Here is a 23,282-nt window from a genome sequence, read left to right as displayed (position 1 = left end):
AAGTGCGAGGGATTTTAGTCCTCTTTGAGAGGACTTTAGCTATGAGACAGGGAATTCATTCCCTGTCGGACTGTCGGTTAAAACCGACTGTAGAGTTTGACGGGAAGTGCGAGGGATTTTAGTCCTCTTTGAGAGGACTTTAGCTATGAGACAGGGAATTCATTCCCTGTCGGACTGTCGGACTTACCAAAAATATCGGTGCTGCATTTGATGTTAAGCTGACGCACCGTAATAAAATCAGCCAGTAAGGTGAATTTGACATCATAAATTATTTATGCTACAATATATACTACACAGCAATAAGCAAAATAAATCTCAATAAAAATGCCCTACGAAAAATTAGACATATCAACGCCAAAACCCGTATTATCTTGGGCAAATCACGCCCTGGGCGAAAAAGAAACCAAGATGACCGCAAACGTAGCATCTTTGCCCTTTGTATTCAAACACGTCGCACTAATGCCCGACGTACATTTAGGAAAAGGTGCTTTAGTCGGTTCCGTAATTGCCACAAAAGAAGCGATTATTCCGGCTGCTGTGGGCGTTGATCTGGGTTGTGGGATGGCTGCCATTAAAATGCCATTCAAGGCTCACAAATTAGATGGCAAACTCAAACAAATTCGACTCGATATCGAAGCCGCAATTCCTGTTGGATTTTCCGAAAACAAAGAAGTAGAAACAACTGTCACCAACTGGCAAGGATGGGGGGAGTTTAAGGAACTTCATCAAGGTGTGCAGCATCAAAACAATAAAGCCTTAAAACAAATGGGTTCCCTCGGTGGCGGCAATCATTTTATTGAGGTTTGCGTTGATACTGAAAACTTTGTTTGGCTGATGCTGCATTCCGGTTCTCGCGGCATTGGAAATTTGCTCGCACAGCAGCACATCGAGACTGCTAAAGATTTAGCTAAACTGGCCGAAATTAATCTAGCTGACAAAGATTTGGCTTATTTTGTAGCGGGTACGCGGGAGTTTGCGGCTTACTGGCACGATTTGCAGTGGGCGCAAGATTATGCTCGTTTTAATCGCGATGTAATGATGAATCGGTTTAAGCGAATTGTGGAAAAGCACGTCGCGGGTGGCAAATCTGTTAAGCCATTATTAGAGGTGAATTGCCACCACAATTACGCGGAAAAAGAGGTGCATTTTGGCGAAGATGTGTATGTTACTCGCAAGGGTGCTGTACGCGCGGATGTACAGGATTACGGGATTATTCCGGGTTCGATGGGGGCGAAGTCTTTCATTGTTAAGGGTAAAGGTAATGTTGAAAGTTACTGTAGTTGCAGTCACGGTGCGGGGCGCTTGATGTCTCGATCTCAAGCGAAGAATGTATTCACTCTCGATGATTTGGTGCGGCAGACTGAGGGGGTTGAGTGCCGGAAAGATGAGCAATTTTTAGATGAAATTCCGGGGGCTTACAAGTCTATTGATGAGGTGATGAGTCAGCAGTCAGATTTGGTGGAAGTTGTGGCGACTCTGAAGCAGGTGGTTTGTGTCAAGGGTTGACAGAAACTGGTTTATTTGTACTTCACTTAGCTAAAAATTGCTGTATAGGAAGAAGAGGGAAATTGAGCTTAACTCGATTTCCCCCCTCTTGACAAACGCTTTGTTTTCTGAAGCTTTTCTCTAACACACCATCTGTCTCGACTCAATTTCTAGCAAGCGCAGCAGTGTTTCATCGCCCTTGGCTTTGGCTGCTTGCTTTCTACGATCGAGAATATTGCAAATATTCGCCCGGTGTACTTGCGCCACTTCCACAACTGTTGGGTAATAATCCACAGTCGCTGAGGCGCGAGCTGCTGCGACATCCCGATCGCCAGCTTGAGCATCTCGCTTTTTGGTATAGTTTGTGCCGCCGTATTTTTTGGGGTTGGGAATGTGTCTCGGATACCGATAGTTCCAGTTTTGGCCCCGGTATTTGCCCGCGACTTCGCCTTCGATCATATCGACTGTCGGAATGTCGTACTCGTAGTTTGAGCCGCGATAAGTGAGTTTCATATTTTTTGATCCTTATAGGTCGATAAAAAGGGCAGTCAGGTCAGGTTTGCTTTTCTTCGCTAAAACTTTTTTAGTTTCTGTATTCAATTATACTGTTTTTTAACAGAAATCGGTTGTATTTACAAGAATTAATATTTTGAGCGGGGAGAGGGCAGCAAAAAACCCGCCGCAGCGGGTTTAATCGAACTTTTGACTAATTCGAGCCGCAGCCGGATCGAAACTGCTTGAGTTCGGAAGAACTAGCCAACTGTCACCTGATCGGTTTGCACGTTTGTGGCACCTTCTTCAGCAGAGGCGATCGCCACCAACTTGTCGAGAATTGCCTGACTGGGAACTTGACCTTTGAGAACAACCGTGCTGCTGAGCTGAGCTACATAAACAGTCTCGATATCAGCAACTTCTGAATCGGCGTCAAAAGCTAAAGCAACCCGCTTCGCTAAGCCACTTTCGTCAAAATTTCCGTCTGGGCCGACTTTAGCAGGAGCGATGGATTGCGCTTGTGCTGCTTGCTGTACTACTTGTGCCATCGGTTCAGCCGGGGCTTCAGGCTTTTCGAGTCCGAACAGTCTTTTAAACCAACCCATAGTAGTTGAGTCTCCTGAAAATACACTTTTTACAGAATAGCTCTAGAATTCCAAAAGACTCGTAATTGTTGCAAAACTCAGTGAAATTTTTCAAAATGTTTTCCGGCAGACTTTCACAATCTCAAATCTCCCCTGATATCTAGATGTTGATTTTCCTATTTTATGTATATGACGATCGCGACGCCTTGGATTGCAGATCAGTAGTCGAAATAGTTCCCACTTTTACCTTGAAAAACCTGCACAGCGCGCCGGAATACATTCCCGGTTTGTTTAACTACCAGGACATCTCGTGCTGGTCATCGAACTGTGATCACTGATACAGGGACATTGCCCTGCGCTTAATTGGGGGTAGTCCTACATAAGTAATGATGCAATTTGATGTAACCCACTGTGTGGAGATGAAAGGCAAAAATCACTACTTGTACCAATTCCCCATTCCCCATTCCCCATTACTACTCACCAATTTCCAATTCCCCATTAGAGATAATTTAATCTAATAGACATCTCCCGTAATTCTTGTGGAACAGGCATCCTGCCTGTTCAAAACCTGCTTTTTAGGAGATGTGTAATGCTTAACTTTTTAGATAATATTGTTCTGCTTCCGACCAATTCAGTTTAAGCAACGAATCATCTCCCCAGGTCAACTTGAGACTCGGCTTAATTGCTTCCACGCCCAAAGCGCTAATAATCTGGGCTGCGACAGCTTTCGCCAGTAGCGGCGGTACAGAATTTCCGACTTGGCGAAAACCGTGCCATTTTGTAACGTGAAATCTAAACCAGTCAGGATAAGAATGCAGTCGCGCAGCTTCTCTGACTGTAATGCACCGAGGGGCGATCGGGTGAATCGGTCTCGGCGAAGTATAAGCCCCCCTCGCCCTGTCGGTTCCCGCCCTGAGAGTGTTGCAAACTCCCTGGGGGTGAAGCTTGTAAAAACGGCTGATCGGCTCTTTTTCGCCGTGTTTTGCCGCCTGAAACCTTTCCATACATTCCTCAGAATGTTTAGTTCGCAAACTACAAGATAGGATTTGTCGATCGTACTCGCGATCGTAGGAATAATCATCATCCAAACCATCAATTCCGCGCATTATACTCGCATAACTGCTGCACTTTCCGTACTCCGCTATTACCCAATCTCTGTGCAGCAACTCGCTGTACTTTTCCACATCCGGCAAATCTCCAATCGCATCCCAAACTGTCGGGACAGCAGGTAAATTAATTTTTTTATAGCGTTTAGGAATTTTAATTTTCGGCAGTATAGTAGTTTGCTGAGGGTATTTTGGTAGCTCATAACCTTCTTTGCACCCAATCAAAAATAATCGTTTGCGAGCTTGCGGAACTCCGTAGTGAACGGCGTTGAGAACTTGATAATTTTCTTCTACTTTATAGCCACATTTGAGAAAAGAGCTAATTAAAAGATTCAGGAGCTCTTTGTGTTCTCCTGATGCAATTCCCGGTACATTTTCCATTACGAAAAACTTGGGTTTTAGCTCCAAAACTAAGCGCTGAAAGTGAAAAATTAAAGAATTTCGTGGGTCGTCCACCTCGCGCTTGCCCATCATGGAGAATCCTTGACAGGGCGAACCGCTGATTACTACGTCTATCTCGCGCCGCCCGATCGCCGATTTTTTCCTAATTTCTGAGCCCGTAAGCTGTGTGACATCTTTGCACAGAATAGAACACAGCGGGAAATTAAACTCGTGTGTAGCGCAGTGAATAGGGTCAATTTCGACGGATGCAAGTACATCAAAACCTGCTTGTTCAAAGCCCAGGGTCATGCCGCCCGCGCCTGCAAATAAATCAACAGCGATCGGTCGCTTTTTCCGATTGCTTGGCATAACATTTCAATAAAAAAGTTGCTTTAATAGAAATTAAGGAAATCAACCGCGTTTCTGGTAATAAATCGTGAATTTGTCCACCAGTCAGCCACAAAGGAACCGGGTTTATACATAACCTTTCAATACCAAAATTGCTTTAATTTGCTCTATTTAATTTAACATTTTTCATTATTTCCGCAGCGGCTCGATCGCACACACCCACATCTCCGAGATTTTGCCGCATTTCCCGATAACCTGCCAAAGTTTGCTGGCGTCGATCGGCATTTTGCAGCAATTCCAATGCGTGATGCACTATATTTTCCGCAGTCGCCTCGTCTTGCAGCAACTCCGGGACGATCGGCTTCATTTGCACCAAATTGGGCGGAGACATAAAAGGAATCGAAAATTTCAGCACGTGGCGAGCAATAACCGCCGTAATCGGACTGACGCGGTAGGCGACAACTTGCGGAACGTCGAGCAAAGCTAGCTCCAGATTAACAGTACCAGATTTAGCGATCGCCAGATCGGCAGCAGCCAAGATTTCCAGAGTTTGATTTTCTAACAGAGTAGCCCGCAAACCGTAATTCTCGATCGCCTGTTCGATTTTGCTGCGAAAAGCGTTGTTAGCAAGCGGAATCCAAAAATGAACTTCCGGCAATTTAGCTTGAATAATTTGAGCTGCCTCAAATATAACCGGCATCAGGTACTTGAGTTCTTGGTGTCTAGAAGCGGGAATTAGGGCGATCGACACCTGTTCCGGCACAATTCCCAAAGTTTTGCGGGCAACTTCCCGGCTGGGCGCAGATTGCATTCTATCCACCAAAGGATGACCAACCCAACTCACTTCGGCTCCTTTTTCTCGATAATAACAAGCTTCCTCTGGGAAAATTGCCAAAAGTTGGTCGCAAATATTGACAATCAGATCAGTATTGCGAGGAGAAATCGACCAAACCCATTCTTGAGGTGCGATGTACCAAACCACCGGCAAATCAGGCAAACAGCGGCGGATGTAGCTGCCAATACCGAGATTTGGAGTCAAATAATCAATCAATACAACAGCATCGGGGCGAAAGTTTTTGAGATATTGTTTAGCTTTTTGCTGAACTTTGATTGTGGGCCAAATATACGGCACTGATTCTATAATGCCCATAGAACCAATGCCCACAGTATCGCCTAAAATAGTAGCACCCGCTTCCGCCATACGAGGGCCGCCCAATCCGGTTATTTCTAACTCCAAACCAGCGGCGACAGCGTGACGTTTTAAGGCTGCAACTAACAAAGATCCTTGCAAATCGCCCGAAACCTCACCAGTGCTAATAAAAATTTTCATAAACTCCTCAATATCATCGGTAAGGTGCGTCAGACTAAAAACTCTTTGAGTTACCTCTAGGTGGTGACTGACGCACCCTACAGCTTCCTTCTACTTCTTCTACTTCTTCTACTTCTTCCTTCGTTTCCTTCGCGTCTTCGCGGTTCAATAATACTAATTCTTCTGGCGCGAAAGAATTAATATAAGCCTCATTTACTTCTTGCCAGGAATCAAACCGCGCCGCCCTTTGGTTATAGACTGCTGCACAAATCTCCGCAGGTGCTGCAAGTGGGGGTTTTCCGGCAACAAATCCAAATGTTCCAAAGCTTGATTTAGAGTGTAGCCAGAATGATATAGAATACGAAAAGTTTTCTTCAAAACTAGCAAATCTTCTGCTGTAAAACCAGCGCGTTCGAGGCCTATTTTGTTGATGGCTCGCACTCTCGAAGGATTCCCCTCGACTAGCATATAAGGAGGTACGTCTCGATCGATCCTGCTCAAGCCGCCCACCATAGACAAGCGGCCGATGTGGACAAACTGATGAACGCCCAAAACACCGCTCAATCGGGCTTGAGACTCGATTTTAACGTGTCCGGCTAAGGCTACAGCATTGGCGATAATTACTCGATCGGCGATCGCGCAATTGTGTCCCACATGAACATAAGCCATCAATAGATTATGATTGCCAATAGTCGTGCTTTCCCCCGCTCCAGTAGCGCGGTTAATTGTCACATATTCCCGAATGAGATTGTTGTCGCCAATTTTCACCCTAGTCGGAGAACCCTCGTATTTCAAATCTTGAGGTTCCAAACCAATCGCCGCACCGGGGAAAATTTGATTGCGAGCGCCTATTTCAGTTAGCCCGTCGATAATTGCATGGGCGCCAATCTTAGTTTCCGGCCCGATTTTCACTCTTTCCCCAATTACAGCATAAGCTCCCACTTCTACAGTCGGGTGAAGTTCAGCACCGGGATGAATCACAGCAGTTGGGTGAATCAAAGTAAGCATTTTTTATTAGTCAGTTTTCAGTTTTCAGTTTTCAGTTTTCATACAAAATCAAGCTTAAATACCCCGTTTATTTCTTAGTCCGCGGCGGACTTCGTTTGTGTAGTAGCGATTTCAATCGCCGAATCATCAAGGAGTAACCAACCAGGATTTAGTATCAGTAGTCAATTGTCAATTGTCAATTGTCATTGGTTATCAGGAATATAGAGAAATTCCCAAATAACACATAACCAATCACCAATCACCAATCACCAATCACCAATCACCAACTTAATCTACCATCGAAAACGTCAATTCTCCTTCACAAACTTTTTGTCCGTCTACTTCAGCCACAGCCTGCATTTTTGCGAAGCGGCGGCGTTTTACCCACAGCAATTCTACAGTCATCAGCAACTGATCGCCCGGTACAACCTGACGACGGAACTTGACTTGATCAATGCCGGTAAACATCCACAATCCTTGCTTGATGTCGGGCAACTGAGCCAGAACAATACCGCCAACTTGAGCCATCGCTTCGACAATTAATACTCCAGGCATAATCGGCCGTCCGGGAAAATGCCCTTGAAAATGCGGTTCGTTGAAAGTCACATTTTTAATTCCTACAGCCTTCTCCGACGGCACGTAATCAACAATCTTGTCAACCAGTGCAAAAGGATAGCGATGAGGCAATAATTTCTGAATTTCTTCGAGAGTAAAAGTAGATTTAACCACTGGAGAATCTTCACCGTTTTGGGTGGGGACGGATTCAGAATTAGCAGTATTGAGGGTGTTAACTTCAGTCAGCGTAGACATTTCTTGAAGAATTTTGAGTGTGGTATTGCAGAAGGCAGAAGTCAGAAGGAAGATGCAATCTTAACAGAAGATCACCTGTTTTTTCCTAACTTTTATCTAGGGTAGCTAGAGCTTCCCATTTCAGGGCTTGGGCGAGTTGAACGTGCAGGTTGTGACTGGCTTTGTAAGCCAAGTAGTGAGCTTTTGGCCAAGTTCCGAGCAGACTGAGGTCGCCTGCTAGGTCTAGGATTTTATGGCGCACTGGTTCGTTCGCAAATCTCAAAGGCGGGTTAAGCCAGCCGGATCGATCGCAAACTAGGGCGTTCTCTAGGGTACCACCTTTGATCAAACCTGCTTGTCGCAATTGGTCAACTTGGCGAGCAAGTCCAAAAGTGCGGGCTGGGGCGATCGCCGTCGCAAAACTTTCTGCTTCTGGCGACCAACTGTACCATTGATTGCCGATCGCCTGTTCCTCAAAATCAATTCCGTAACTAAATCGAGTTTCGGCTGAGGGTAAAGCCGCTGCAAAAGCATCCCCGTGGCGCACCCAAATTGGCTGTTCTAGGACGAAGGAGGAAGTGGGGGCTTGCTTCGATTCTTGAGGAACTAAGCCGGTATGGGCGATCGCCTCTACCCAAACCTGAGCCGAACCGTCCAGCAGAGGCACTTCCGGCCCATCAACCTCAATTCGAGCATTATCCGCTCCCATCCCCGCCAAAGCGGCTAATAGATGCTCTACAGTGCGAATTTGAGCATCGATACCTGCCAGTTCCGTTGAAAGTGCAGTCTGACAAACCGCCTCAATTTTGGCAGGAATTATCGGAGCACCAGGCAAGTCAATTCTGACAAAATAGCGGCCTTCCCCAACATCCGCCGGCAAAACTCGGACGCGAGTTGGTTCGCCGCTGTGCAAACCGATTCCCGACAGTTCAAATTCAGATTTTAGGGTACGTTCAATAATCATTAGTCATTAGTCATTAGTCATTAGTTAGTAGTCATTAGTCATTAGTTAGTAGTCAGTAGTTAGTAGTCAACTGTCAACTGTCAATTGTCAAGCCAACTGCCAACTGCCAACTGCCAACTGCCAACTGTCAACTGTCAACTGCCAACTGCCAACTGCCAACTGCCAACTGCCAACTGCCAACTGCCAACTGCCAACTTAGAATCGCTCACCAATTCCAAAGTGAATTTGATTGTCCCCAGTGTCGTTGATACCGTAATCGATCCGGATCGGCCCTAAAGGAGATTGAACCCGCACGCCGAGGCCGTAACCGTAACCGCTACCGGGCTTTTTGCGGATACCGGCAGGGTCGCCTGGGACATCTTTGCCTGTGCCCAAGTCAGTGCCAGCATCCAAGAATAGTGCTCCGCCGATAAACGAAATAATCGGGAAACGGTACTCCACGCTGGCTTCTAGGAAGCTGCGGCCGGCTCCGAGGTCGCCTTCGTCGTATCCGCGCACCGAGTTGGCGCCGCCCAAGGCAAAGGCTTCGTATGGAGGCAAATCTCCGAATACGGTGCCGCCCCTAAAACTGAATGCCAGGGTTTGAGGGCCGGCGGTAAAGTTAGTGTACTTGACTGGTAGGTACAAGCTGTAGCTGGCCCGCAGGCGGTTTAAGAGGATGCTGCCGGAACCTACAGGAATCGATTGTTCCATCCCAAACCTGAGCAGGGAACCGCTAGTGGGGCGGAGGGGGTCGTTGCGTCGATCGCGCACAACACCTGCTTGCAAAGTTGTCAAGTCATCCGAACCCGAATCGCTAAAACTCAACTGGTTGCCGAGTTCGTCCTCGGACTCGCGACGGCCTTTGCGATCGGTAATTGAGACTCGCTGGTACTGCAAACCGACTGAAGCAGTCCACTCAGGATCGGCAAAAGGATTGCGCGACAGGGGACGGGTGAAATTGATGCCGGCCCCGGTGCGATTGATGCGGGGTCGATCGTCGTTGGGCAATCTGACTTCCCGTTCGCCGCCGTCAAAAATCACGCTGATCGATCGTCTTCTAAACGCATTAATCGTATAAGAAGTCCGGTAAGGATCGCCCGCAATCCAGGGATCTGTAAAACTCAAGTCAAACAGATTTTGGCGTTCCCCGATTTGTACTTCAGCCCCCAATTTCTGGTTCCTACCTCTCAAGTTTTGCTGCTGGTAACTCAGCGTACCGAACAAACCCGTCGCGGAACTCAAACCCGCACCAGCCGCCAGAGAACCAGTATTTTTCTCAATGACGTTGACAATTACCCTTGCCTTGCGGGGGTCAGTCGTTCCCGGTTCCAAGGCAAGTCGCACGTCTTCAAAAATTCCCAAACCAAACACCCGTCTCAAATCCCTTTCCGCCTTGGTGCGGTTAAAGATGTCTCCAGGCTTGAGTTCTACTTCGCGGGTGATGACAAACTGACGGGTGTTGCCTCCGATCGGCTGACCCGTGGCATCTGTTGCCTCTCCCTCCTTGTTCAGGAAGCGGACATCAACGGATTCGATCTGGCCTTCTGCCACTACCAGGGTGACAGTGCCGTCGTCTCCTACTTGCGGGGCATCAGTGATTTGGCCCAAAACATAGCCGTTCTCTTGATACCACGCATTAATTTTTTTCACTCCCTCTTCAAAGCGGCGGAGGTTGAGAATTTTGCCGTATTGATCGCGGAAGCTTTCGTCAATTACGCTTTGGGGCAGCACTTGCTGACCGGTGATTGTCACTCCCCGCAACACCGGATTTGGCTGCACAATAAAAGTCACCCGGACGCCCAACGGGGTGTCTTCCGGTACTGCCCGCACGTTTCTAAAAAAGCCTGTGGCAAAAATGGCGTTGATGTCTTGTTGCAGTTGGCTGCGGTTGGTCGTGCGTCCCGGTTGGGTGCTGATGACTCGGTAAATTTCGCTTTCCAAGTCTTCCGTCGCCCCGGTGACTGTAACTTCTGCAACTAGCACTTGCGGTTCGGCCGCCCCGGCGGGTGCAGGGGTTTGTCTGGGCTGCGGTGCCAGGCCAGGGGGCAATGGGGGAACGGTGTCGGTGGGCGGTCTGGTCGGGGCCGGTCTGGTCGGGGCCGGTCTGGGGGTAACTTGGGCGTTTTGAGCGATCGTCCCTGATTCCTCTGGTTTCCCTAGCTCTGCTGCGATCCAGGCGGGCGTTACCGCCGCTTCCGATGGGGGGAGCGAGCTGTCCTGTTGCGTCTCTGGCAGGGCGTTTTGGCTGCTAGAGGCAGGGGAGGGGTTGGATGCTAGCTCGGGTTTGAGTTGAAGCAAGGAAGGCGAAACCGGGGAGGGCGTGTCGGTGAATCCGTCTCGGGGTTTGCGGTCGTTTTCTCCTCGGGCTGGGGCCTCCGCTATTTTTAGGGCTTCCCCTTTGCTGGTTTTACCGGCTTTGCGGTTTTGAGGATGATTTTGGGTTAATTCTGGAATGGGGCGATCGGGTAATTCGATCGACGGGGCGGGCTGGGCGGCAGCCAAAGCTTCCTCTGCTGATTCAGAGTAGGATGTTTGGCCGTTTGCAGAATTTGATAACCCGAATGTTGCTGAGGCAGTAAAAACTGCCACCAATACAGCAGATAAACGCATTTTTGTTCACTTTTTTGGGCAATCCACACACCACATTAGTCATTATTCATTAGTCATTAGTCATTAGTTATTTAAGTCGGTGGAATTTCGCGCTGACCGCTAATTGATGACTGTTGACCGCTGATTGCTGACATCGAAAACAGAAGGGTGACAAACTGTGCAATTCTAGCGCATTACCAAGGCCTCTAGACTTTCTGAGCTAGAACCCGTTGCAGAACTTGCTGGTAAGCAGTTTCTACCGATCCTAAGTCGCGGCGGAATCGGTCTTTGTCCATAACACGGGCGTCGGGGTCGGCTTCTGCGTTGTCCCAGAGGCGGCAGGTGTCGGGACTGATTTCGTCGGCGAGGATCAGATTTTGATGTTGGTCGATACCGAATTCTAGTTTGAAGTCTACCAGGGTGATGCCACACTGGCTGAAAAATTCTTTGAGTATTTCGTTAATTTCGCGGGCGGCGATTTCTAGTTGGTCTACTTGTTCGGGGGTGGCTAACTGCATTAGCAGCAGCCTGTCGCGGGTCAGCAGCGGGTCTCCCAAATCGTCGTTTTTGTAATAAAACTCGACCAGCGGCGGATTGACAATTGTGCCTAGGGCGAGTCCGGTTTGCTTGCAAAGACTGCCGGCGGCAATGTTTCTGACTACGACTTCCAAGGGCAAGATTTGGACGCGACAGACTCGCATTTGGTTGGGGGCCGGCGTGTCGATGAAGTGGGTGGGAATGCCTTTGGCTTCTAGCATCCGAAACAGGTGGGCGGATACGGCGCAGTTGATTTCGCCTTTGCCGACGATGCTGCCGCGTTTCTGGGCGTTAAAGGCTGTGGCGTCGTCTTTGAAGTGGGTCAGCAAAATTTCGCTGTCTTCGGTGGAGTAGAGGATTTTGGCTTTGCCTTCGTAGAGTTTGCGATCGGCTGACATGGCGATTAATAATGTAGATGAGTTTTAGATTTTACCGTAGCTCGATCGGGTGTTATTGGCGAGTTTTTGGATCTCGGCTGCACCGCTCATTCTCTGACCAAGAATTTCTTGAGGGTACAAGCCCCCAGATTTATCCGTGGAATCAATCCAAAATCTAAAATCTAAAATCCTCAAGCCCCCGCATTTATCCGTGGGGTCAATCCAAAATCTAAAATCTAAAATCTAAAATCGAATGAGGGGCGAGTACACCTGTAGGTAGATACCTTCATCGGCCCCGGCATAAATGATTCTTGACAAAGGACAATAGAGATTAAACCTGCTGGGTTCGCGATCCGTGCTGGCTAAACCTCGCAAACGAAACGGGCGCTTAAAAAACATCTATAAAATGGCTGATTTATGCAAAACAAAAAAATTCATATCCTCTTGGTAGAAGATGATGAGGTTGATGTGATGAACGTCCGGCGAGCGTTCAAAAAAAATAACATCGTCAACCCCCTCTACATTGCTGCCAATGGATTAGAAGCTCTAGCCATATTGCGTGGCGAAGGAAAAATAGATCCTCCCATGCCTCAAGCGCGCCGGTTGATTTTGCTGGACTTGAATATGCCGAGAATGAGCGGGATCGAGTTTTTGCAAGAATTGCGACTGGATGAATGTTTGAGGTCGATTCCGGTAATCGTCCTCACGACTTCTAATGAAGATAGAGATAAAGTAAAAGCTTATAATTTGAATGTAGCGGGCTATATTCTTAAACCTGTTACTTTTTCTAACTTTGTGGAAGTGATGGCTACCCTCAACAGATACTGGATGCTGAGCGAAATTCCCTAAATAAGAGAAAATTTAACAGGAAAAGTTTCAAGGTGGCTTTGGTGATTTTTCAGTGGTGCATTTATTTTAATTACTTTTTGTAGGCCGCAGCTTTTTCGGAGTAATCCACAATTCGGTTCTTATGGACAAAATTCTCACAATTCTGATAGTTGATGACGATGCAGTCGATCGAATGGCGATCAAACGTTCGCTCAAGTCCGCTGGTGTTTCGGCAGAAGTTACTGAGGCAGAAGACTGCGCGGATGCCCTGGCCCAACTCTCGGTCAGCAAAAATTATACTCAGGCTACCGCTAAACTATCCAAACAAAATAAATCTCAACCTTTAAGCGAGGTTGAGGAGATAGAAAATGGGCTGCTATTAAATCAAATATTTGAGTGCAAATTTGACTGCGTATTGCTCGATTACGGATTGCCGGACGGAGACGGACTGAGTTTGGTAAAAAATCTACGAGAAGCGGGGCTAAAAGTTCCCTTAATTGTGCTCACTGGTCAAGGTGACGAACAAATTGCTGTGGAATTGATGAAGGCAGGAGCTTCTGATTATATCGCTAAAAACAAGCTTTCTCCAGAGAGTTTGTCTCGCAGTTTGTACAATGCAATGCGCGTTTACCGTGCCGAATCTCAGGCGTTTCACACCAGTCAAAAACTCAAGGAAAGTGAAGAACGATACAGGTTAGTTTTAGAGGGAGTTAACGACGGAATTTGGGATTGGGATTTAAGTAAAAATGAGGTATATTGGAACGATCGCCTTTTGGAAATTATCGGTTTGTCGCGAAAGCAATTTGGCAGGACGATGGACGCTCTATACAACCGCCTGCACCCCGATGACAAGGAGGGAATCGTCGCGGCGATCGCCGCTCACTTGGAACAAGAAATAGACTATAATGTAGAATTCCGGCTGCTACACTCGAACGGTGTTTACCGCTACTGCACTTCTCAGGGAAAAGCTCAGCGGAATTCCCAAGGAAAACCGCTGCGGATGGCCGGCATGATTAGCGACATTACCCAGCGCAAACAGGCGGAAGATGCTCTGGAAAGGGAACGGCTGCAACTGAGACAAATTATTAATTGCGTGCCTGTAGCAATGGCGATGTTCGATACACAAATGCGCTATATGGCTAATTCTAAAAAATGGATTAGTCAATTTAATTTGCAGTTGCCGTCCCTGAATAATCTCAGCCATTACGAATTGTTTCCAGATACGCCGAATCGCTGGAAAGTAATGTACCAACAAGCGCTCACAGGTCAGGTAGTTTCTGTGAGCGAAGATGCCTGGGAACGAGCCGACGGATCTGTTCTGTACCTGCGGTGGGCTGCTCACCCTTGGTACGATCCAGACGAGAAAGTCGGGGGAATTGTGATGGTTGCCGACAAGATTAATGAGTTGGTGGAAGCGCGGGAAACTGCCTTAGAAGCTAGCCGGGTGAAATCGCAATTCTTGGCGAACATGAGTCACGAAATTCGCACTCCGATGAATGGGGTTTTGGCAATGGCTCAATTGCTGCTGCGCGCTCCTCTGGAACAGAAACAGCGGGACTGTGCTCAGACGATTTACCGCAGTGCTGAACATTTGCTAAATGTTATTAATGATATCCTCGATTTCTCTAAGATTGAAGCGGGAGAAATGCGACTGGAAAAGTCTAATTTTGATTTGGATACTTGCGTTGAGTCTGTGATAGAAATTATAGCGCATTTGGCCGAAGAGAAAGGTATTGAATTGAATATTTTAGTTGACAGCTCAGTGCCGAGAAAGTTGGTGGGCGACTCGGGCAGATTGAAGCAAGTTTTGCTGAATTTGACGGGGAATGCCATAAAATTTACCGATCGCGGTCAAGTTCTAGTTCATGTAACGGTGAAACAGGGCAACCGACTCGCAGACGGTAGACAAGGGGCAAGATTGCTATTTTCCGTGCGGGATACTGGCATTGGAATTTCGGCCCAAGGGCAAACAAAGCTGTTCCAATCTTTTTCTCAAGTAGACGATTCTCCGACTAGGCCTTACGGCGGCACGGGTTTGGGTTTGGCTATTTGCAAGCAATTAGTGGAGATGATGGGAGGGGACATTGGAGTTCGCAGTTTGCTAGGCAGCGGTGCTACTTTTTGGTTTACAGTACCTTTGGAAAAACAGTTGCCAGTTGAGCCCCATGATCCCGAACTTGCGGGCAAGAAGCTGTTAGTAGTATCGGAAAGCGCTTTGAGGAGGGCAGCGGTGCGATCGCTCGCTCAAAGTTGGGGTGCCCGCTGCGATGAGGCAGAAACTGTTGCTGAGGCTTGGAGTTGGTTGAACAATGCCCAGGGCGGGATTTCTCAGAATTCGGGGGAGGGGGGAAAAAGCTGGGATGTGGTGCTTGTGGACTTGCAAATGCCGGAGTTGGATGCGGAGGAATTTGCGAGAAAAGTGCGATCGACCTCGAAAGTTGGCTCGTTAATCGCCATGACTGCTTTGCGGGAACAGCCAAAAGCTGAAGCGCTTTGCAGTGGGGATTTTAACGGATATTTGATCGAGCCGGTGCGGCCAAGCCGGCTGCTTGAGGCAATGCTTGCGCCGGTTAAGGGAACGGGAGAGTTTGGGAGGCGGGAGGCTGCTAATACTTGCAAATTGCCAGCAGTTAATTCTCAATATGTTACTCCCAATTCGCCGTCATCCCTGAGAATTTTGCTGGCGGAAGACCACCCGATCAATCAACAAGTTCTTGTCGAACAGTTGGCAGTTTTAGGCTATCAGGCTGACTGCGTGGTCAACGGTCAAGAAGCGCTGGATTTGCTGGCAAAAAAAAGCTATGATTTAGTGCTGATGGACTGTCAAATGCCGGTACTTGACGGTTACAAAACGGCGCAAAAGCTGAGGGAAATCGAAGGAAGCGATCGGCATACTTTTGTGATGGCTTTAACTGCTCATGCTATGCCGGGGGAACGAGAAAAGTGTCTGGCGGCGGGGATGGACGATTATCTCAGCAAACCTGTAGATTTAGATGCTTTGGCGGCGGCCCTGAAAAAGTATGAAGCCCTAAAGGTTCAGGGTGAAAATAAGTATGGAGTAAAAAGTATTAACTCGGAAAATAAATCTCAATTAGCAACAAATTATACAGAACTTGTGGAAAAAGCGCAGGTTGTGGCTCTGCCCGCACCAAGGGCGATCGCACTTCAAACTTGGGAACATAGAGACTGCGACGGACTGTTCGACAAGAGCAGATTGGAGCAACTCGGACGAGTTAATATTAAATTACCAGAGCGACTTTTGCAAGCTTTTGTGGCAGACGCCCAAGCTGATATGGCTGCTGCCAAACTAGCTCTAGAAGCTAAAGATTGGCAAGCTGTGGAATATCAAGCCCACCGTCTCAAAGGAACTTCTGCTAATGTGGGAGTTGTTCTGATGTCCGATTTGGCCGCACAATTGGAGCATCAAGCGCGAGGCTTTCAATCTGAACCACCAGAGGTGGAATTGTTAAATATTGAGAGGATTGAGAACATATTAGTGAGTTTGTCTAGTCATTTAGCCCGGGTTCAAGAATTTGTGGAAACTCGAATGTTTGGTTAATATCTTACTCGCTCGGAGTCGATATTAGTCGGCGATTAAAATCGTCATTACAAAAACGAAGTCCCTCTCTAAGAGACTAAGAAATAAAGCGGTACGGTACGGAGGGTGCATCCTAGATATAAAATTTATAATAGGGAAATTTAGTTTGTTTCTTTCTTCACTCCCTGTCCTCTGCGTTCTCTGCGGTTAATTTAAAAAATAATTAAGTTAGCTATGAATTACGATACCAGTACAAACACTATTTTAGATAGCGATTCATTAGAAAATGATGAAAAACTGCTCACGCCTTTGATGACATTTGCGAGAGAAGTTTTATTGTATGAAAATAAGGCTATTGCTGAGCAAAATTCTGTAAATGCTGTGCCGTACTTACCCGACGAAATCAATAATTATTGTGTTGAGAATTTGGTGGCAAAAGTCGCTCGGTGCTGTCGGGAAAGCAAGGTGGGGAAAAAATTACCTACGGCTTTTTACGTTCACGTTTCGGCTTTGCAGACACTCAACCCTGTCCTCGGAATCTACGAAAATTGTGCCAGACGCACTCTCGAAAAGATTGATGAAGCAACGTTAGTGAAATTTTTGCTCCATCAACCTAAAATATCTTATCTTTTTTACCCTGATTTCGATACAGATGCTCATCCTGCTTTGCAAACCAGCATCCAAATTAATCTAGCAACAGGGGAAGTGAAATATTTCGATTACAGCAACAGCGAAAATCCCCCTGTTTTGCACCGCAAGGAAACTTTTGTAGCTGCGGATTATCCCAATTACGAAAAGTTTGCGAGGCTGACTCGCTGCGAGGAAAAGTGGGGGCTGCTGGACAATACTAGCGTTATCGGCACTCGCGAGGGTTGGCTCAAATATTTGGGATATTGCGGTGTAGAAATCCAAGATCATACTGTTGTCGAGCGTTTGAAACAGGAGAATAGTGAGCTATCAATTCCTAAGATCGAGCGGCACAAAGCTGCAATGGTACGCAATTCGCTTTCTAAACCTCTGCGTCTGCTTTTAGAGGCTGATTTAGCGAGGGACGGGGCGACTTTTTTTGATTACGGTTGCGGTTTCGGCGGGGATGTTAAATATATTGCACAAGAGGGTTATGCTATTTCTGGTTGGGACCCATACTATCAGCCGGATACTCCGCGAATTTGTGCTGATATTGTGAATATTGGTTACGTGATTAATGTGATTGAATCTTTGGCGGAACGCCGAGAAGCTTTGCTCAATGCTTGGGAATTAACTAAGAATTTATTAGTTGTGGCGGCTCAAGTTTTGATTGACGATCGCCAACAAGGTCAAATTGCTTACGGGGATGGGGTGATTACTTCTCGAAATACTTTTCAGAAGTATTACGAACAGGAAGAGTTGAAGGTTTATATCGACCAAGTTTTGAATGTTGATGCAATTCCTGTTGCTTTGGGGATTTATTTTGTGTTTCGGGATGCGGCGGAGGGTGAAAGTTTTCGTGCTTCTCGGTTTCGATCGCACTTATCGACTCCCAGAGTGCGATCGCAAGTTAAGCGGTTTGAGGATTATGCGGAAATGCTGGCTCCTTTGATGGCTTTTGTGAGCGATCGGGGCCGCCTTCCGGTTAAAGGCGAACTAGCGGAAGAATCGGCGATTAAGGGGGAATTTCACAGTTTTAATCGCGCTTGGAGGATCATTTTGCAAGCAACGGATGCGGATGATTGGGAGAAAATCGCCGACAAGCGCCGCCAAGATTTGCTGGTATATCTCGCTCTCAACGGTTTGGGCGATCGACCTTCAATCCGCCGACTCCCGGCTCAAATCCGCAACGACATCAAAGGTTTGTTTGACAATTATCAAAAAGCTTGCACTTTGGCAGATTTAATGCTATATAGTTTGGGCAAACCTGATATTGTTGCGGACTGCTGCGAAGATAGTGCGATCGGCTACAAACAGCATGGTTCCCTTTCTGTTCACGTCTCTGCATTAGAAGAACTAGATCCTTTGCTCAGGCTCTACGAAGGCTGCGCCAACCGCACAATTGGCAGACTTGACGGCGCGACAATTATCAAATTTTACGCTCGCAGACCTCAGATTTCCTATCTATTTTATCCCGATTTTGACACTAACCCGCATCCAGCCCTTCACACTTCTATGCACATAGATTTGCGCGACCTTTCTGTGAGCTATCAAGACTATTCTGATGTGTATAATCCGCCAATTTTATTGAGAAAAGAAGCTTTTGTTACTGCTAGTTATCCCCATTATGACAAGTTTGCGAAACTCACCCGCCAAGAAGAAAAGTTAGGTATTCTCGATCGTGGCGTAGTTAAGAAACATCGGGAATGGATGAAGTGTTTGGAAGAAAATTGCGTTAAAATTAAGGGTCATAAGTTGTTTTGGCGATCGAATGCTGACCCAGAAAAATTGAAAATGCTGCAAAAAGCTGCGTCGGAACGCCAGCCGAAAAAGATTGAGTTTAATCCAGGAAAGATTGAACGAACCGCAGAGGGCACAGAGGATGGAAAAGAAGAGGGAGAGGAATAGTCATGGAAGCAGATTATGATTTTAGTTAGGGTAAGCGAGGGCGATCTATCTAACATTACCTCGGAAAACTCGGATATCAGCTATTACAAGTGTGACGTTCAAACGTGAAGTTATGATTAATCTACGCTCGGCGACTTCCGCTGATTTGGATCTGTTACGACACTGGGATGAGCAACCTCACGTAATTTCGTCAGATCCTAACGATGACTGGGCTTGGGAGATGGAACTTGAGCGCGCGCCAGATTGGAGGGAGCAATTGATTGCGGAAATCGATGGTCGTCCCATTGGATTTATCCAGATCATCGATCCGGCACGTGAGGAGAGCAACTATTGGGGTGATGTTACGGCGGATCTTCGTGCCATTGACATTTGGATTGGGAAAGAGGCTGATTTAGGCAAAGGCTATGGAACAAAAATGATGCAGCTTGCAATTGTCAGATGTTTCGCAGATCCGGCGGTGAAGGCTGTCCTCGTCGATCCGCTTGCCAATAATACTCGCGCTCACCACTTCTACGAACGTCTTGGCTTTCAATTTATCGAGTACCGAAAGTTCGGTGACGATGATTGCTTCGTTTATCGCCTGAACCGAGTAGATTGACACATGGAATAAAATTATTGATTTTCTAAGATAATTGCGGGGACTTATAACAGGGAATTGTTCACCGGGCACAAGAGTCGCAACATTCGTCTTTATCAGTGGCTCGGATACAAGCTATTCAATAGTGAAAAAATAAACAAAACCTTGTCGTTCGTGTTCACGATCGTTTTTTGTGAATAACGTATTGACATTGTAAATACATTTTACCTATACTAGGGAGCATGAATGTATACTTCGTGCTCAATGGCATTACCTTCGCATGGGACGACTCAAAAGCGCGGATCAATCCCACAAATCATGATGGGGTTACTTTTCAACAAGCTGCTGAATGCTTCTTTGACCCATTTCTAGTTGTCGTTGATGCCAGCCGCAATCAGGAAGCGCGTGATGCTGTGATTGGGCTAGATAGTCGGTGGAATCTACTGTATGTGGTTCACATTGAGCGTGAAGAGAATGTCATTCGGATTATTTCAGCACGTAAAGCAACTCGTCAGGAGAGGGCAGAGTATGAAGGTTGAAGCATTAAAGCAGCGATTAGACCGAAACCGTCCAATGACTAGCGTAACGATCCGTATGCCCGAAGATGTTGTCGAAGATCTAAAGAAAGTTGCACCCTTGTTAGGTTTTTCGGGTTATCAGCCATTAATTCGTGCTTATATCGGTCAAGGTTTGCGCGTTGATTTAGAACGATTTGAGAGCGAGACAGTGACAGCTTTAGTAGCAAGTTTGAAGCGTCGAGGTGTCAGCGATGCAGTTATTGATGAGGCATTAAACGAAGTCCTTCGTGCTGAGTCCTGTTAATTGTGTCTAGCCAGCAGCATTTCATATCAAATCCGTTGACATCGGAATTATTCATCTCTCTCTTCTGGAGACTCTGCGCCCTCTGCGGTTAAATCATTCCGGTACAATCGGAATTGATACCATTACAAACGTCACTGTCTCATAAACGCAGACGCAACCATCCTACTTTTGACAAAGCAGTTCCCCTCGGACAAGAATGGCGTAAGTCTGCTGAATAGCTCAATACCTGCACGCGGGCCAAAAACCCGGTTTCTGCGTGAATATCTCAAGGGATAATCCACGATTTTTCCTAGAAACCGGGTTTTTTAGGTTGATAGTGCGTAAGTCTTGTTAAGCAAACTTAATTTTCAAATAATCATCCTCCATCTTCGCCCCCGAAGGTTGCAGCGCCGCTAAAGCTTGCGGCAACACCAAATTACGGCGGTGATTCCCAATCCGAACATTCAACTCATCTCCCGTTTTGGTCAACTGGATCTGATCCTTAGCAATTCCGGGCAAATACAGTTCAAGACTATATTGATTGTTTTCCTGGACGATTTTAATCGTATTTTCTTTGTAATAAACTTGACTTGGGTCTTCGTCTTTGTAAAGCGTTTCTTTCAACCGTTCCAAAGCTGGCAAACCGCACATTTCTTCGGAATAAAGTGGCACCTCCTTAACGGGCAGCGGCATGAAATCTGAGTGGATTTCCTGACGGTACTGTTCCTGACTTTCTTTCCACCGTTTGAAAAAAGGATCAGTTACTTCTGCGGGAATAATCCGGTTAGCTACTACTAAATCAGTGGCTACATTGTACAAACTCAAATAGGCATGAGCCCGCAGAGACTCTTTAATTACCATTTTTTCTGGATTGGTAACTAACCTTACTGAAGTGACAGTATTGTCAGTTAAAACCTTTTCCAAAGCTTCGATTTGTTCGTAAAACTCGTAAGGTGCATCCATCACCTCTTTGTCTGGTAAAGAAAAACCCGCAATCGGTCTAAAAATAGGTTCAACTAAAGGTCTAAGGGCGGCTGATATGCCTTGCAGCGGCTTGTAAAATTTTCTCATGTACCAGCCGCCAACTTCCGGCAAACTTAGCAGTCTTAATGCTGTGCCAGTCGGAGCAGAATCGATAATTAAAACATCAAATTCGCCTTCGTCGTAATGCCGCTTCATTCGCACTAAACCGAAGATTTCATCCATTCCTGGCAAGATGGCTAATTCTTCAGCTTGCACCCCTTCGAGTCCCTGGGCACGCAAGACTTGAGTAATGTAGCGCTTAACTGCTCCCCAATTGCCTTCTAATTCCCTGAGAGCGTCTAATTCTGCTCCCCACAAATTCGGTTTCACCAGCCGCGAATCGTGTCCGAGTTCCATGTCAAAGCTGTCGGCTAAGGAGTGGGCGGGATCAGTGCTCAGCACTAAGGTTTTGTATCCCAATTCGGCACAGCGCAGCCCTGTCGCAGCGGCTACGGATGTTTTGCCGACGCCGCCTTTTCCGGTCATTAATATTAAGCGCATTGATTGTTTAGCTCGCCTGAAAGTAGTTTACTCCTATATTGTAACGTTATGTAAAGAAAATTAATTTTGTGGGGAAATTAATTTGGGTGATCGCGCCGCCGGACATACCACATTTCCCGTGATACACGAAAGTGCTGCAATGTCAAGATAAGTTAAAATTATTTATCTCAGATATCAATTGCAACAGATAAAAATCCATCAGCGTTCATCTATGTTTATCTGCTAACATCTGCGGTTAAAAAAGGGCTCTCGCTCTTGAAAAACTATTTTTTATTGCTAAAAAACCTAAGCCAAATTCTCAAACATTAGTTTTCACAGGAAATACAAGCTGTTTGAGCACATCCAACCGCGAACAGTCCCAGTAATCGATGTGAGAAACAATTAAACCGTCGCTGTTGACTTTCAGTTCGCTCCTACCGGCGATCGCCATTTTCGGTTTCCAAGGTAGCGGTGCGCTCCAGCTCAGAGTCCAGCGAGTGTCTATAGTATCTCCCGACTGCGAAATCCCGTGCAAATCGAGATTTACATCCTGAAAAAAAGTCCCCATAAACCCGATCATTTTGCGGTAGCGATCGACTCCGGTAAATCGATTCACCGGATCTTCAAAATAAACATCTTTTGCATAGATGCTGTAAGTCTGATTATCGGGAAATCTTTGATAATCGTCTTTGAGAATTTCAATAATGTCCATTTCGAGCGATCGTTATTCTTCTATTATTAGAATATAATTTTAACACAATAGAGATAAAATCCGCAAATTTCGTCCAAATTGTGATAGTATATGAGGTTATTTCCTGCCTTGCAAACTTTCAACTTAACATCACAACTATGATTGACCTCTACACTTTTACCACCCCTAACGGTCGCAAAGTCTCGATCATGCTCGAAGAAATAGGTTTACCCTACAACGTGCACGTCATCGACATCACAAAAAACGACCAATTTAGCCCAGAGTTCATCGCCATCAACCCCAACAGCAAAATTCCGGCGATAGTCGATCGAGATAACGGCATCACCGTCTTCGAGTCAGGCGCCATCCTGATATATCTAGCCGAAAAAGTAGGCAGATTTCTGCCCACCGACAAACAAAAATACTTTCAAGTTATGCAGTGGCTGATGTTTCAAATGGCCAGCGTCGGCCCGATGTTTGGTCAACTAAACCATTTCAAACGCTTTGCACCCGAAAAAATTCCCTATGCCATTGGGCGCTACGAAAAAGAAACCTTGCGCCTCTACGGAGTATTAGACACTCAACTAGCAAAATATGAATACATCTGCGGCGACTATTCGATCGCCGACATTGCTACATATCCCTGGGTTGCTATTTACGAATTTCAAGGATTAACCCTCGACAACCACCCCCACCTCAAACGTTGGGTAGAAACTTTGCAGAAGCGTCCCGCCGTTGAGCGCGGAATGGCTGTTCCATCATTATAAACCCCCCATCTAAATTGTATTGTCGGGAGGGCGGGACACCCCACAAGCAAGTTGACTGGTTGTGGAACGGGCTTCTAGCCCGTTCTTAATAAACAGCGGGCGGGCTAGAAGC

At 46.6% G+C, this 23,282-nt stretch carries 19 protein-coding genes; 8 read left to right on the top strand and 11 right to left on the bottom strand.

The genetic code is table 11. The features are described from left to right. Positions 1–324: 324 nt before the first annotated feature. On the top strand, positions 325–1,506 hold the full coding sequence (locus QUB08_RS04815) for an RtcB family protein (RefSeq protein ID WP_333223701.1): 1,182 nt from the start codon (positions 325–327) through the stop codon (positions 1,504–1,506). Between the two features lie 120 nt (positions 1,507–1,626). On the opposite strand, the gene QUB08_RS04810 is transcribed toward QUB08_RS04815, so the two are convergent. The 9 genes from QUB08_RS04810 to purC all read right to left on the bottom strand — a co-directional run bounded on the left by QUB08_RS04810 (position 1,627) and on the right by purC (position 11,951). Next, complete coding sequence (locus tag QUB08_RS04810; protein ID WP_333223700.1) at positions 1,627–1,998, bottom strand: DUF4278 domain-containing protein; 372 nt, start codon at positions 1,996–1,998, stop codon at positions 1,627–1,629. A 239-nt stretch (positions 1,999–2,237) separates the two neighbouring features. Beyond that, positions 2,238–2,582, bottom strand: a complete 345-nt coding sequence (locus QUB08_RS04805) for a BON domain-containing protein (RefSeq protein ID WP_333223699.1) — start codon at positions 2,580–2,582, stop codon at positions 2,238–2,240. 572 nt (positions 2,583–3,154) lie between these two features. Beyond that, positions 3,155–4,417: a DNA cytosine methyltransferase gene (locus tag QUB08_RS04800; protein WP_333223698.1), complete on the bottom strand. Its 1,263-nt coding sequence runs from the start codon at positions 4,415–4,417 to the stop codon at positions 3,155–3,157. A gap of 136 nt (positions 4,418–4,553) precedes the next feature. After that, positions 4,554–5,726 carry a lipid-A-disaccharide synthase gene (gene lpxB / locus QUB08_RS04795; protein ID WP_333223697.1) on the bottom strand — a complete coding sequence of 391 codons (1,173 nt, stop codon included), beginning with the start codon at positions 5,724–5,726 and terminating at the stop codon, positions 4,554–4,556. A 192-nt stretch (positions 5,727–5,918) separates the two neighbouring features. Next, positions 5,919–6,713, bottom strand: coding sequence for an acyl-ACP--UDP-N-acetylglucosamine O-acyltransferase (gene lpxA / locus QUB08_RS04790; protein ID WP_333223696.1), 795 nt, complete (start codon positions 6,711–6,713; stop codon positions 5,919–5,921). A gap of 267 nt (positions 6,714–6,980) precedes the next feature. Further along, positions 6,981–7,502, bottom strand: coding sequence for a 3-hydroxyacyl-ACP dehydratase FabZ (fabZ, locus tag QUB08_RS04785; RefSeq protein WP_333223695.1), 522 nt, complete (start codon positions 7,500–7,502; stop codon positions 6,981–6,983). An 85-nt stretch (positions 7,503–7,587) separates the two neighbouring features. Then, positions 7,588–8,445, bottom strand: coding sequence for a UDP-3-O-acyl-N-acetylglucosamine deacetylase (gene lpxC, locus QUB08_RS04780; protein WP_333223694.1), 858 nt, complete (start codon positions 8,443–8,445; stop codon positions 7,588–7,590). Positions 8,446–8,640: 195 nt separating this feature from the next. Further along, positions 8,641–11,037, bottom strand: coding sequence for a BamA/TamA family outer membrane protein (locus tag QUB08_RS04775; protein ID WP_333223693.1), 2,397 nt, complete (start codon positions 11,035–11,037; stop codon positions 8,641–8,643). A gap of 185 nt (positions 11,038–11,222) precedes the next feature. After that, on the bottom strand, positions 11,223–11,951 hold the full coding sequence (gene purC / locus QUB08_RS04770; protein ID WP_333041222.1) for a phosphoribosylaminoimidazolesuccinocarboxamide synthase: 729 nt from the start codon (positions 11,949–11,951) through the stop codon (positions 11,223–11,225). 396 nt (positions 11,952–12,347) lie between these two features. Between purC and QUB08_RS04765 the strand changes: the two genes are divergently transcribed. From QUB08_RS04765 to QUB08_RS04740, 6 genes are all read left to right on the top strand, one after another. Beyond that, positions 12,348–12,779, top strand: coding sequence for a response regulator (locus tag QUB08_RS04765; RefSeq protein WP_333223692.1), 432 nt, complete (start codon positions 12,348–12,350; stop codon positions 12,777–12,779). 121 nt (positions 12,780–12,900) lie between these two features. Beyond that, positions 12,901–16,317: a response regulator gene (locus tag QUB08_RS04760; protein WP_333223691.1), complete on the top strand. Its 3,417-nt coding sequence runs from the start codon at positions 12,901–12,903 to the stop codon at positions 16,315–16,317. 213 nt (positions 16,318–16,530) lie between these two features. Next, a complete protein-coding gene (locus QUB08_RS04755) occupies positions 16,531–18,831 on the top strand; it encodes a DNA phosphorothioation-associated putative methyltransferase (RefSeq protein ID WP_333223690.1) in 2,301 nt (766 codons plus the stop codon). A 112-nt stretch (positions 18,832–18,943) separates the two neighbouring features. Further along, entirely contained in the window at positions 18,944–19,429 is a 486-nt protein-coding gene (locus tag QUB08_RS04750) for a GNAT family N-acetyltransferase (protein ID WP_333223689.1), read from the top strand. 221 nt (positions 19,430–19,650) lie between these two features. Further along, complete coding sequence (locus tag QUB08_RS04745) at positions 19,651–19,947, top strand: BrnT family toxin (RefSeq protein ID WP_333223688.1); 297 nt, start codon at positions 19,651–19,653, stop codon at positions 19,945–19,947. Between the two features lie 34 nt (positions 19,948–19,981). Next, a complete protein-coding gene (locus QUB08_RS04740) occupies positions 19,982–20,230 on the top strand; it encodes a hypothetical protein (protein WP_333223687.1) in 249 nt (82 codons plus the stop codon). 330 nt (positions 20,231–20,560) lie between these two features. Here the strand turns inward: QUB08_RS04740 and QUB08_RS04735 are convergent, their stop codons facing one another. Both QUB08_RS04735 and QUB08_RS04730 read right to left on the bottom strand, forming a co-directional pair. Then, positions 20,561–21,733 (bottom strand): TRC40/GET3/ArsA family transport-energizing ATPase, encoded by a 1,173-nt coding sequence (locus QUB08_RS04735; RefSeq protein ID WP_333053180.1) that lies wholly within the window; start codon positions 21,731–21,733, stop codon positions 20,561–20,563. 298 nt (positions 21,734–22,031) lie between these two features. Beyond that, positions 22,032–22,424, bottom strand: coding sequence for a DUF2358 domain-containing protein (locus QUB08_RS04730; protein ID WP_333223686.1), 393 nt, complete (start codon positions 22,422–22,424; stop codon positions 22,032–22,034). Between the two features lie 137 nt (positions 22,425–22,561). On the opposite strand from QUB08_RS04730, the gene QUB08_RS04725 reads away from it, so the two are divergent. Beyond that, complete coding sequence (locus QUB08_RS04725; RefSeq protein WP_333223685.1) at positions 22,562–23,170, top strand: glutathione S-transferase N-terminal domain-containing protein; 609 nt, start codon at positions 22,562–22,564, stop codon at positions 23,168–23,170. The last annotated feature ends 112 nt before the right edge of the window (positions 23,171–23,282 follow it).

Source organism: Microcoleus sp. BR0-C5, from assembly GCF_036705045.1.
GTDB lineage: Bacteria > Cyanobacteriota > Cyanobacteriia > Cyanobacteriales > Microcoleaceae > Microcoleus.
This window is presented reverse-complemented; position numbering and strand designations above follow the sequence as displayed.